14 protein-coding genes are annotated in these 10,659 nt (G+C 61.9%); 12 read left to right on the forward strand and 2 right to left on the reverse strand.

The genetic code is table 11. The features are described 5' to 3' along the window. The first annotated feature begins 24 nt into the window (after positions 1-24). The 7 genes from HU765_RS10470 (at position 25) to HU765_RS10500 (ending at position 5,656) form a co-directional block, all read left to right on the forward strand. Positions 25-1,161, forward strand: a complete 1,137-nt coding sequence (locus HU765_RS10470) for a chemotaxis response regulator protein-glutamate methylesterase (RefSeq protein ID WP_186552040.1) — start codon at positions 25-27, stop codon at positions 1,159-1,161. Continuing rightward, on the forward strand, positions 1,161-1,901 hold the full coding sequence (locus HU765_RS10475; protein ID WP_186552041.1) for a flagellar motor protein: 741 nt from the start codon (positions 1,161-1,163) through the stop codon (positions 1,899-1,901). Before HU765_RS10470 ends, HU765_RS10475 begins: the two co-directional genes overlap by 1 nt. A 12-nt stretch (positions 1,902-1,913) precedes the next feature. Next, complete coding sequence (gene motD / locus HU765_RS10480) at positions 1,914-2,804, forward strand: flagellar motor protein MotD (RefSeq protein WP_186552042.1); 891 nt, start codon at positions 1,914-1,916, stop codon at positions 2,802-2,804. Between the two features lie 43 nt (positions 2,805-2,847). Next, on the forward strand, positions 2,848-3,636 hold the full coding sequence (locus HU765_RS10485; RefSeq protein WP_186552043.1) for a ParA family protein: 789 nt from the start codon (positions 2,848-2,850) through the stop codon (positions 3,634-3,636). Positions 3,637-3,741: 105 nt separating this feature from the next. Beyond that, the gene (locus HU765_RS10490; RefSeq protein ID WP_186620259.1) at positions 3,742-4,686 is read left to right on the forward strand and encodes a CheW domain-containing protein; all 945 of its coding nucleotides are present in this window, start codon (positions 3,742-3,744) and stop codon (positions 4,684-4,686) included. 90 nt (positions 4,687-4,776) lie between these two features. Beyond that, complete coding sequence (locus HU765_RS10495; RefSeq protein ID WP_186552045.1) at positions 4,777-5,262, forward strand: chemotaxis protein CheW; 486 nt, start codon at positions 4,777-4,779, stop codon at positions 5,260-5,262. 1 nt (position 5,263) lies between these two features. Beyond that, positions 5,264-5,656, forward strand: a complete 393-nt coding sequence (locus tag HU765_RS10500) for a DUF2802 domain-containing protein (RefSeq protein ID WP_186620260.1) — start codon at positions 5,264-5,266, stop codon at positions 5,654-5,656. A 124-nt stretch (positions 5,657-5,780) separates the two neighbouring features. On the opposite strand, the gene HU765_RS10505 is transcribed toward HU765_RS10500, so the two are convergent. Together HU765_RS10505 and HU765_RS10510 are read right to left on the reverse strand one after the other, a co-directional pair. Then, the gene (locus HU765_RS10505; RefSeq protein ID WP_186620262.1) at positions 5,781-6,110 is read right to left on the reverse strand and encodes an EscU/YscU/HrcU family type III secretion system export apparatus switch protein; all 330 of its coding nucleotides are present in this window, start codon (positions 6,108-6,110) and stop codon (positions 5,781-5,783) included. Next, complete coding sequence (locus tag HU765_RS10510) at positions 6,107-7,681, reverse strand: flagellar hook-length control protein FliK (RefSeq protein WP_186620264.1); 1,575 nt, start codon at positions 7,679-7,681, stop codon at positions 6,107-6,109. Before HU765_RS10510 ends, HU765_RS10505 begins: the two co-directional genes overlap by 4 nt. Before the next feature lie 197 nt (positions 7,682-7,878). On the opposite strand from HU765_RS10510, the gene ccmA reads away from it, so the two are divergent. From ccmA to ccmE, 5 genes are all read left to right on the forward strand, one after another. Continuing rightward, positions 7,879-8,514 (forward strand): cytochrome c biogenesis heme-transporting ATPase CcmA, encoded by a 636-nt coding sequence (gene ccmA, locus HU765_RS10515; protein ID WP_186620266.1) that lies wholly within the window; start codon positions 7,879-7,881, stop codon positions 8,512-8,514. Further along, positions 8,511-9,179 carry a heme exporter protein CcmB gene (gene ccmB / locus HU765_RS10520; protein WP_039763615.1) on the forward strand — a complete coding sequence of 223 codons (669 nt, stop codon included), beginning with the start codon at positions 8,511-8,513 and terminating at the stop codon, positions 9,177-9,179. Before ccmA ends, ccmB begins: the two co-directional genes overlap by 4 nt. Before the next feature lie 97 nt (positions 9,180-9,276). Beyond that, positions 9,277-10,032 (forward strand): heme ABC transporter permease, encoded by a 756-nt coding sequence (locus tag HU765_RS10525; protein ID WP_186620268.1) that lies wholly within the window; start codon positions 9,277-9,279, stop codon positions 10,030-10,032. Then, positions 10,029-10,205: a heme exporter protein CcmD gene (ccmD, locus tag HU765_RS10530; RefSeq protein WP_186620270.1), complete on the forward strand. Its 177-nt coding sequence runs from the start codon at positions 10,029-10,031 to the stop codon at positions 10,203-10,205. The genes HU765_RS10525 and ccmD overlap by 4 nt, the downstream gene beginning before the upstream one ends. Beyond that, positions 10,202-10,657, forward strand: a complete 456-nt coding sequence (ccmE, locus tag HU765_RS10535) for a cytochrome c maturation protein CcmE (protein WP_186620271.1) — start codon at positions 10,202-10,204, stop codon at positions 10,655-10,657. Before ccmD ends, ccmE begins: the two co-directional genes overlap by 4 nt. Positions 10,658-10,659: the final 2 nt, after the last annotated feature.

Consider the following 10,659-nt stretch of genomic DNA (forward strand, 5'->3'; position numbering starts at 1 on the left):
CGCGCCGCACCTAATGGAGTGTTTATGGCAGTCAAAGTCCTGGTGGTGGACGATTCGGGTTTTTTCCGCCGCCGCGTCTCGGAAATTCTTTCAGCGGATCCGAGCATCCAGGTGGTCGGCACCGCAACCAACGGTAAAGAGGCGATCGATCAGGCCCTGGCGCTCAAGCCGGACGTGATCACCATGGACTACGAGATGCCGATGATGGACGGCATCACGGCGGTGCGGCACATCATGCAGCGCTGCCCGACCCCGGTGTTGATGTTCTCCTCGCTGACCCACGAAGGCGCCCGAGTCACCCTCGATGCGCTGGACGCCGGCGCGGTGGATTTCCTGCCAAAGAATTTCGAAGACATCTCGCGCAACCCCGAGAAGGTCAAGCAATTGCTGTGCGAGAAAGTCCACAGTATCTCGCGCAGCAACCGTCGTTTCAGTGCCTACAGCGCCCCGGCACCTGCCGCCGCGCCAGCACCGACGTCCGCGCCGACAGCACCGAGCTACAGCAGCCACAGCAACCCTGTTCCGGCACGTTCGGCACCGGCGCCAGCTCCGGCGCGTGCCTCGGCTGCCAGCGCTTCGTCGTCAGCACCAAAACGCAAAGCCTACAAACTGGTTGCCATCGGTACATCAACCGGCGGCCCGGTCGCGCTGCAACGCGTACTGACGCAATTGCCGGCCAACTTCCCGGCGCCGATCGTGCTGATCCAGCACATGCCGGCGGCGTTCACCAAGGCTTTCGCCGAGCGCCTCGACAAGCTCTGCCGCATCAGCGTCAAGGAAGCCGAGGACGGCGACATTCTGCGTCCGGGCCTGGCGCTGCTGGCGCCGGGTGGCAAGCAGATGATGATCGACGGCCGTGGCGCGGTGAAAATCCTGCCGGGTGACGAACGTCTGAATTACAAGCCGTGCGTGGACATCACTTTTGGTTCGGCGGCAAAATCTTACGGCGACAAGGTTCTGGCGGTGGTGCTGACCGGTATGGGCGCCGACGGCCGCGAAGGCGCGCGTCTGCTCAAGCAGGGCGGCAGCGCGGTGTGGGCGCAGGATGAAGCCAGCTGCGTGATCTACGGCATGCCGATGGCCATCGTTAAAGCCGATCTCGCCGACGCGGTGTACAGCCTCGACGATATCGGCAAACACATTGTCGAGGCGTGTCTCTGATGGATGTTCTAAGCCTCATCGGCATCATCATGGCGTTCGTCGCCATCATCGGCGGCAACTACCTGGAAGGCGGTCACCTCGGCGCGCTGGCCAACGGCCCGGCGGCGCTGATCGTGATCGGCGGCACCGTCGGCGCCGCGCTGCTGCAATCGCCAATGAGCGCGTTCAAGCGCGCCATGCAGATTCTCGCCTGGATCTTCTTCCCGCCGCGTGTGGACCTGGCCGGCGGCATCGACCGCGTGGTCAATTGGAGTCTGACGGCGCGCAAGGAAGGTTTGCTCGGTCTGGAAGGGGTGGCCGATGCCGAGCCCGACAGCTACTCGCGCAAGGGCCTGCAGTTGCTGGTTGATGGCGCCGAGCCGGAAGCGATCCGCAGCATTCTTGAAGTGGATTTTTATACTCAGGAAGCCCGCGACATCGAGGCCGCCAAAGTCTTCGAAAGCATGGGCGGCTACGCGCCGACCATCGGCATCATCGGTGCGGTGATGGGCCTGATTCACGTGATGGGCAACCTCGCCGATCCGTCGCAGCTGGGCAGCGGCATTGCCGTGGCCTTCGTCGCGACCATCTATGGCGTGGCCAGTGCCAACCTGATCCTGTTGCCGGTGGCGGCCAAGCTCAAGTCCATCGCGTTGCGGCAGTCGCGTTATCGCGAAATGTTGCTGGAAGGAATTCTGTCGATCGCCGAAGGTGAAAACCCTCGTTCCATTGAGTTGAAGCTGCAAGGCTTCATGGACTAAGGGAATAACCTCATGGCTCGTCGTCGCCACCAGGAAGAACACGTCAATCACGAGCGCTGGCTCGTGTCCTACGCGGATTTCATCACCTTGCTGTTCGCGTTCTTCGTGGTGATGTACTCGATTTCGTCGATCAACGAAGGCAAGTACAAAGTCATTTCCGAAGCGCTGATCGGCGTGTTTACCGACTCCGATCGCGCGCTCAAGCCGATTCCGATTGGCGAGGAGCGGCCGAAAACCGTGACCCCGGCCAAGCCGTTGGTCAAGGATGCCGAGCAAGTCGACGCCGGTATCGCCGGCGCCAGCGATCCGCTGAAAAGCATCGCTGACGACATCAGTGCTGCATTCGGCGACTTGATCAGCTCCAACCAGATGACCGTGCGTGGCAACGAGTTGTGGGTCGAGATCGAACTCAACTCCAGCCTGTTGTTCGGCAGCGGCGATGCCATGCCGAGCGACATCGCCTTCAGCATCATCGACAAGGTCGCGGCGATTTTGAAACCGTTCGACAACCCGATCCACGTCGAAGGCTTCACCGACGATCAGCCGATCCGCACGGCGCAGTACCCGACCAACTGGGAGCTATCCTCGGCGCGTTCGGCAAGCATCGTGCGCATGCTGGCGATGCAGGGCGTCAATCCTGGTCGACTGGCGTCGGTGGGCTACGGCGAATTCCAGCCAGTGGCGAATAACGCCACGGTTGAAGGCCGGGCGAAGAACCGTCGCGTGGTGCTGGTGGTGTCGCGTAATCTCGACGTGCGCCGCAGCCTCACCGGCACCGGAACCGCCAATGCGCAACCGGACGCCGCGTTGAAGCGTGCTGGCACACAAACTGCACCGACCCCGGTCAAGACGCCGGGACGCGAGAGTGCCGTCAATTCTCCGTCACCCGCATTAACACGCTGAGCCATGTCTCGGTCGAGCATATCGGCCGGGAGGAAAGAACCGAATGAGAGTCTGGGCAGTCGCCAATCAAAAGGGTGGGGTCGGTAAAACCACCTCTTCCATCGCTTTAGCCGGGTTGCTGGCGGAGGCGGGCAAGCGCGTGGTTGTGGTCGATCTCGACCCGCACGGCTCGATGACCAGCTATTTCGGCTACGACCCCGACAGCCTGGAACACAGCAACTACGACCTGTTTCTGCACAAGGGCAGCGTGCCGCAAGGCCTGCCGGGCCAGTTGCTGTTGTCGACCAGCGACGAACGCATTTCCCTGCTGCCATCGAGCACCGCACTGGCGACCCTTGAGCGGCAGTCGCCGGGGCAGAGCGGCCTGGGCCTGGTGATCGCCAAGAGTCTGGCGCAGCTATGGCAGGACTTCGATTACGCGATCATCGACAGCCCGCCGTTGCTCGGCGTGCTGATGGTCAACGCCCTGGCCGCGAGCCAGCAACTGGTGATCCCGGTGCAGACCGAACACCTGGCCGTCAAAGGCCTGGAACGCATGGTCAACACCCTGGCGATGATCAACCGCTCGCGCAAACAGGCCTTGCCATTCAGCATCGTGCCGACCCTGTTCGATCGCCGCACCCAGGCCTCGATGGGCACCTTGCGGGTGTTGCGTGACAAATTCCCTGACGACATCTGGCACGGCTACATCCCGGTCGATACCCGTCTGCGCGACGCCAGCCGTGCCGGTGTCACGCCTTCGCAATTCGACGGCAAGAGCCGCGGCGTGCTGGCCTATCGCGCGCTGCTCAAGCACCTGCTCGCGCAGCAGCTTGTCCCGCAGGTGGCTTGAGATGATGTCGATCCGATCGCCTATCTGCCCGTTGCACAAACCCTTTGGGAGCGAGCCTGCTCGCGAAGCGGACAACGCGGTTCCCCTGTCTGGCGCCATTGACCGATGAACCGCCCAGTCAAGCTCACTTCACGTCCGCAACAGGCCTTGCAGTCTTATCTGGAAGACCTGCTGCAGGACGTGCCTGAAGCGCTGCCGTTGCCGGTCGAGTCGCCGCAAGTCGTGCAGCAGGCGCAGCCCGCAATCGCCGAAAGCACCGAGGCCATGGACGAGTTCCAGGCCGCCGTGCTGGAAGAGCAGGCCCGTGACGCGCAGAAAACTGTCAGTCCGGCTGCCGCGCCCGTCCCGGCACCCGTGACCAAAGCCCCGGTTGCACTGATCGATGAGCCGCGCGCGCCGCTGTCGACTCTGGCACCGCTGCTGCAAACGCAATTGTTGAACGTGCCGGAACCAGAGCCAGAACCAGAGCCGCAAGTAGCGGAACCCCAGGTTCTGGTCCCGCCGCTGGTCGAAGTGCACTTGCCACCGAACAACCCGCCGCCACCGGTGGAAACCGATGGCCGTCCGGCCTGGGCTGCCGAAGCCTTCGAATGCCTGCTGTTCGACGTCGCCGGGCTGACCCTGGCCGTGCCGCTGGTGTGCCTGGGTTCGATCTATTCGCTGGCCGGCCACGAGCTGACGCCGTTGTTCGGTCAGCCGGAGTGGTTCCTCGGGATTCTGCCGAGCCAGGCCGGCAATCTGAAGGTCCTGGACACGGCGCGCTGGGTCATGCCCGATCGTTACCGCGATGACTTCCGTCAGGGCCTGCAATACGTGATTTCGGTACAAGGTTACGAGTGGGGGCTGGCGGTGCATCAGGTCAGCCGCTCGTTGCGTCTGGATCCGAATGAAATCAAATGGAGAAGTCATCGGGGGCAGCGGCCATGGCTCGCCGGCACCGTGATTGAGCACATGTGTGCATTGCTTGATGTCGCCGCACTGGCCGAGTTGATCGCCAGCGGCGGGGCAAAGCACCTGGGCGGCAACAAGCCGCTACATAAACCGACATAGCAGCCGACATAACAATCAGGCGATGGCATTTTTCAGTGCCACCACACAGAACACACACCGCTCAGAGCGGTTTTTTCGAGGGGTCAGGGTATGAGTAGTCAGGCGTCGAATGCAAAAGGTTCTGAAGATCCGATCCTGCAATGGGTGACCTTCAAACTGGATAACGAAACCTACGGCATCAACGTGATGCGCGTGCAGGAAGTGCTGCGCTACACCGAGATCGCGCCGGTGCCGGGTGCGCCGAGCTACGTGCTGGGCATCATCAACCTGCGCGGTAACGTGGTCACCGTGATCGACACCCGTCAGCGCTTCGGCCTGAACAGCGGCGAGATCAGCGACAACACCCGTATCGTCATCATCGAAGCCGACAAGCAAGTCGTCGGTATCATGGTCGACAGCGTGGCCGAAGTGGTTTACCTGCGTCAGTCAGAAATCGAAACCGCGCCGAACGTCGGTAACGAAGAATCGGCCAAGTTCATCCAGGGCGTGTGCAACAAGAACAACGAGCTGCTGATTCTGGTCGAACTGGACAAGATGATGAGCGAAGAAGAATGGTCGGAACTGGAGAGCATCTGATTTGATCCTCGAGGTTGCAGTCATTGTTCTGTTCCTGTTCTGGGCAGGCACGCTGGCGATGTTCGTCTCGTACATCAAGGCGCAGCGGGTAATCGCTGCGCAGCAGGCCCAAGGCGATGCGCTGCGTGATCAGCGCATCAAGGACCTGGCCAAGCGTGTCGACGATTACCAGAACGGTAATGTGCGCATGGGCGAGGCGCTGCACGAGCTGCGTGCGGTGGTCAGCCCGTTGCCGGACAAAATCGTTGCGCTGGAACAGCGCGACCCGTCGAGCCTGTCATTCGCCCAAGCGGCGAAACTGGTGGGCATGGGTGCAAGCGTTGATGAACTGACTCAGTCGTGCGGCTTGACCCAGGCTGAGGCGGAGTTGATGCGCAAACTGCACAGAAACTGATTGTTGCTGTAAAGCTGACAGCGCCATTCGCGAGCAAGCCCGCTCCCACATTCGATCGCATTCCTTCAACAGGATCGCAATCGAATGTGGGAGCGGGCTTGCTCGCGAAGGCGTCTTTGAAACCTCAATAATCATCCCCACGGGCGGTGATGTCCTTCTCGACCATCGGCGCGTCCGGGTCGTGCCCCTCGGGGAATTTCCCTTTCAGATTCCACGCAAACGCGATGATCTCGGCAATCGTGCGATAGAGCTCTTCGGGGATGCTGTCGCCCAATTCCATCCGCGCCAAAAGGCGCACCAGCTCGGCGTTTTCATAGATCGGCACGTCACAGTCGCGGGCGATGCGCAGGATTTCTTCGGCCAGTTCCTCGTCGCCCTTGGCGGTGAGGGTGGGGGCGTGGTTGCCGTCGTATTTGAGGGCGATGGCCTGGCGTGGGGCAGTGGAATCGTTCATGCGGTTTCGTCGACCCAGCGGTGTTCGAGGCGGGTGTGGTTGCCTTGCGGCGGGGTGCCGAGGTGGCAGTCGATGTCGCCGACGTTCAGCCCGCGATCCAGCAGGCGCTGACGCAGGGCGAACAGGTTGGTTTCGATCAGATCGGCGGTGTACGGCCGTTCGGCCCACAGCTGACCCGACAGACTGCCGGCAATCAACTGCGCCTGAATCTGCAAAGGCCCGAGCGGTTCCATGTCGAACGCCAGATCGACGCGCCACAGTTGCTGTTTCGCTTCGCGCTCGTCGCGGCGTTCGTTCGGTTGCGGCTCGCGCTCCGGTGCTTCTTCACGCTGGAATTTGACCTGCAACGGCACGATGTCCTGCAGGTTGCGCATGGGGATTTCCAGCTGCCAGGTGCTGAGCAGGCGGCCATCGTCGGTGACGCCGGTCTGTTCCAGGCTCGATAGCTGATGGCTTTGCAGGCGCGACACTGCCGCAGCGGCGAGGCGCAGCAGTTGTTCCAGATCGCCTTCGCCCTCCAGATTTGCCAATAGACGCTCAGGCAGGGGGAAGCTGCTCGGCACTGGTTTCGCGCTGACCTGGCCGAGGGTGCCGAGGGCATTACGGACGAAGCTCGGCAGCGCCTGCGCCAAAGTATTGGCAGCGATGATCGCATTGAAACTGGTGCTGCTCGGCAGACCCGGGGTCAGTTGCGCGATCAGTTTGAGCAGATCGGCTTTCATGTCCGGGGCAAGGGTCGGGTTGTATCCGGTCAACAGTTTGGCCTCAAGAAAGGCGCCGCTGTTGGCCAAGGCCAGCGCCACGCCTTTGGCGGTACTCATTTGCTGAACATCCGGAAGACTGGCGAGCAGTTTGTCGACCACGGCACGCAGATCCGCAGCGGCAGGGTCGTCCGCTGGCGGCAGGTTTTGCAGGGCGTTGAGCAAACCGGTCAGCGACGCCTGACGACTTTGCTGGCCGACCAGTTGCTGACTCACCGCCAATTGTTCCTGGCGGCTGCTCATGGGCAGGAATTTGAGGGTCTGCGAATCTTCCACCAGCGCCGACAGCAAAGTACCGATACGCAGCGGCTGCGGGCTGTCGACAGTCAAGGTGCTGCCGCTCAACGCGGTGTTGAGCAGGCTGACCATCGAGCGGAATACCGTCGCTTGTCCCGGCGTCTGCGGCAGCACTTGCGAGGTCAGCACCTTGCCTTGCAGCAGCGTGCCGACCGGCAACTGCGCGGTATCGATGCGGGTCAGCGTGGCGACGCTGCTGGCAATCGCTTGCTGTACGGTGATCGCCAGATTGCTCGCCGACGGCTGGGTGATCGCCAGGTTGGTGCCTTGGGCCAGTGGCAAATTGCTGGTCGCTTGTACGGTGGTCTGGCGGCCATTGTCGAGCGTCACTTTGAGCAACAGCTGGAAGGTCTGATCCGCCTGCTTGAGCGACAACACCTCGGCCTTGGCGCTTTGTCCGGCACCGATCAAACCCTCGACCGGCGTCAGCAGCTTGAGCAACTCGCCAACCTGGGGGCGAACGGTCGCCGCGGGGCTGGGCGGCAGCGGGAGGATGTTCATTTCGCCTGTCATACGCGGACACAACCTGAGGAAATTGCGCTCTTGAGAGTAAGGCACGGCATGTATAATGCCGCGCGTCGTGCGCTTCGTTCAAAAAACATAGCAATTGTTTGATCCAGCTCGCCAAAACGGGCAATCAAAGCATCTATGCTGCATCTCTTTAACGGCCGTGCCAGAGCCGACTTGAACCGTATAAGGCCCGTGATCCCTTGACCAGTCCTGTCCTGCAAACCGTCGCCCTCGCGTGTGAACGTGACCTCAGACTGCTCTTCGAACACTTCGAATTGCGTCTGGCCGGCGGCGACATGGTGCAGATCAGCGGCCCCAACGGCAGCGGCAAGACCAGTCTTTTACGTCTGCTCGCCGGTTTGATGCAACCCACTGATGGCCAGGTGTTACTCAATGGTCAGCCACTGACCGGGCAGCGCAGCGAACTGGCGCGCAATCTGTTGTGGATCGGTCATGCCGCCGGGATCAAGGATTTACTGACCCCGGAAGAAAATCTGTCGTGGCTCTGCGCCCTGCATCATCCCGCCGAACGCGAGGCAATCTGGCAAGCGCTGGCAGCGGCAGGATTGCGCGGCTTCGAAGACGTTCCCTGCCACACGCTTTCAGCCGGCCAGCAACGGCGCGTGGCGCTGGCGCGTTTGTATCTGGACAGTCCGCCGCTGTGGATCCTCGATGAGCCGTTCACGGCGCTGGACAAGCAGGGCGTGGCGCAACTTGAAGAACACCTGGCCGGGCACTGTGAGCGCGGCGGTCTGGTGGTGCTGACCACGCACCACACGCTGAGCCGGATGCCGGTCGGTTATCGTGACATCGATCTGGGGAATTGGGCCGTATGAGCGTGTTCGGCCTGCTGCTTGCCCGCGAATCGCGACTGCTGTTCCGCCGCCCGGCGGAGCTGGCCAATCCGCTGATTTTCTTCGCCATCGTCATCGCACTGTTCCCGCTGGCCGTCGGCCCGGAAACTCAAGTCTTGCAAAACCTGTCCCCGGGGTTAGTCTGGGTGGCGGCGTTGCTGTCGGTCCTGCTTTCACTGGACGGACTGTTTCGCAGTGATTTCGAAGACGGCTCGCTGGAACAGTGGGTCCTTTCGTCGCACCCGCTGCCACTTCTGGTGTTGGCCAAGGTGCTGGCACACTGGCTTTTCTCCGGTCTGGCACTGGTGCTGCTGTCACCGTTGCTGGCGCTGATGCTTGGTTTGCCAGCGGCGTGTCTGCCGGTGCTGCTGCTGTCGTTGCTGCTGGGCACGCCGGTATTGAGCCTGCTCGGCGCAGTCGGCGCGGCGCTGACGGTCGGCCTGAAACGCGGTGGTCTGCTGCTGGCGCTGCTGATTCTGCCGTTGTACATCCCGGTGTTGATCCTTGGCAGCGGCGCGTTGCAAGCAGCGTTGCAGGGCATGCCGGCGACCGGATACCTGTTGTGGATGGCCAGCCTTACAGCGCTGGCGATCACCCTGACACCCTTTGCAATAGCCGCTGGCCTGAAGATCAGCGTCGGCGAATAATAATGAGGCCTGGTCAAAAATTGACCACTTCTTTTTGAAGAAAGGCATGACCCTCTGCCAGCTCGCGATGATGAGCGGCAACCGTGATGGAAACAGTATGAACTGGACCTGGTTTCACAAGCTCGGCTCGCCCAAGTGGTTCTACGGCATCAGCGGCAAGTTCTTGCCGTGGTTGAGCATTGCAGCGCTGCTGCTGATCGGCGTCGGCGTGGTCTGGGGCCTGGCGTTTGCGCCACCGGACTATCAGCAGGGCAACAGCTTTCGCATCATTTATATCCACGTGCCTGCCGCGCTGCTCGCCCAGTCGATCTACGTGATGCTCGCGGTGTGCGGCGTGGTCGGGCTGGTGTGGAAGATGAAGCTGGCCGACGTCGCCCTGCAATGCGCCGCGCCGATCGGTGCGTGGATGACCGCCGTGGCGCTGGTCACCGGGGCGATCTGGGGCAAGCCGACCTGGGGTTCGTGGTGGGTCTGGGACGCGCGCCTGACCTCGATGCTGATTCTGCTGTTTCTGTACTTCGGCGTGATCGCCCTGGGCAATGCCATCAGCAATCGCGACAGCGCCGCCAAGGCCTGCGCGGTATTGGCCATCGTTGGCGTGATCAATATTCCGATCATCAAATACTCGGTGGAGTGGTGGAACACCCTGCACCAGGGCGCGACGTTCACCCTCACCGAAAAACCGGCAATGCCAGTGGAAATGTGGCTGCCGTTGTTGCTGACGGTGCTGGGCTTCTACTGCTTCTTCGGCACCGTGCTGTTGCTGCGCATGCGTCTTGAGGTGCTCAAGCGCGAGGCCCGCGCCAGTTGGGTGAAAGACACCGTGCAGAACAGCCTGGAGGTCGCGCGATGAGTTTTGCTTCATTCGGCGACTTCATCGCCATGGGCCATCATGGCCTGTATGTCTGGTCGGCCTACGGCATCTGCCTGGCGGTGCTGGCCCTCAACGTGGTGGCGCCGATTGCGGCGCGCAAGCGTTATTTGCAACAAGAGGCGCGTCGTCTGCGCCGGGAGAATGGCAAGTGAATGCGCTGCGCAAGAAACGTCTGATCATCATTCTGGCCATTCTGGTCGGGGTGGGCGCTGCCGTCGGCCTGGCCCTGAGCGCGTTGCAGGAAAACATCAATCTGTTTTACACGCCGACCCAGATCGCCAACGGCGAAGCGCCGCAGGGCACGCGCATTCGTGCCGGCGGCATGGTCGAGGCCGGTTCGCTGCAACGCTCGCCGGACTCGCTGGACGTCAGATTCGTCGTCACCGATTTCAGCAAATCCGTAACCATCACCTACCGCGGCATCCTCCCGGACCTGTTCCGCGAAGGGCAGGGCATCGTCGCCCTCGGCAAGCTTAACGCCGACGGCGTGGTGGTGGCCGATGAAGTGCTCGCCAAGCACGACGAGAAGTACATGCCGCCGGAAGTGACCAAAGCGCTGAAAGACAGCGGTCAATCCGCGCCGACGCCTGTGAAGGAGGGTTGATC

It is taken from the genome of Pseudomonas sp. SWRI81 (assembly GCF_014268545.1).
GTDB lineage: Bacteria > Pseudomonadota > Gammaproteobacteria > Pseudomonadales > Pseudomonadaceae > Aquipseudomonas > Aquipseudomonas hamedanensis.

Excerpts from the sequence above, each read along its gene's own strand:
- motD (WP_186552042.1), top strand. The coding sequence starts at position 1,914 with ATGGCTCGTCGTCGCCACCAGGAAGAACACGTCAATCACGAGCGCTGG.
- HU765_RS10525 (WP_186620268.1), top strand. The coding sequence starts at position 9,277 with ATGAACTGGACCTGGTTTCACAAGCTCGGCTCGCCCAAGTGGTTCTAC.
- HU765_RS10485 (WP_186552043.1), top strand. The coding sequence starts at position 2,848 with ATGAGAGTCTGGGCAGTCGCCAATCAAAAGGGTGGGGTCGGTAAAACC.
- HU765_RS10495 (WP_186552045.1), top strand. The coding sequence starts at position 4,777 with ATGAGTAGTCAGGCGTCGAATGCAAAAGGTTCTGAAGATCCGATCCTG.
- HU765_RS10505 (WP_186620262.1), bottom strand. The coding sequence starts at position 6,110 with ATGAACGATTCCACTGCCCCACGCCAGGCCATCGCCCTCAAATACGAC.
- HU765_RS10490 (WP_186620259.1), top strand. The coding sequence starts at position 3,742 with ATGAACCGCCCAGTCAAGCTCACTTCACGTCCGCAACAGGCCTTGCAG.
- HU765_RS10475 (WP_186552041.1), top strand. The coding sequence starts at position 1,161 with ATGGATGTTCTAAGCCTCATCGGCATCATCATGGCGTTCGTCGCCATC.
- ccmB (WP_039763615.1), top strand. The coding sequence starts at position 8,511 with ATGAGCGTGTTCGGCCTGCTGCTTGCCCGCGAATCGCGACTGCTGTTC.
- ccmD (WP_186620270.1), top strand. The coding sequence starts at position 10,029 with ATGAGTTTTGCTTCATTCGGCGACTTCATCGCCATGGGCCATCATGGC.
- HU765_RS10470 (WP_186552040.1), top strand. The coding sequence starts at position 25 with ATGGCAGTCAAAGTCCTGGTGGTGGACGATTCGGGTTTTTTCCGCCGC.
- HU765_RS10510 (WP_186620264.1), bottom strand. The coding sequence starts at position 7,681 with ATGACAGGCGAAATGAACATCCTCCCGCTGCCGCCCAGCCCCGCGGCG.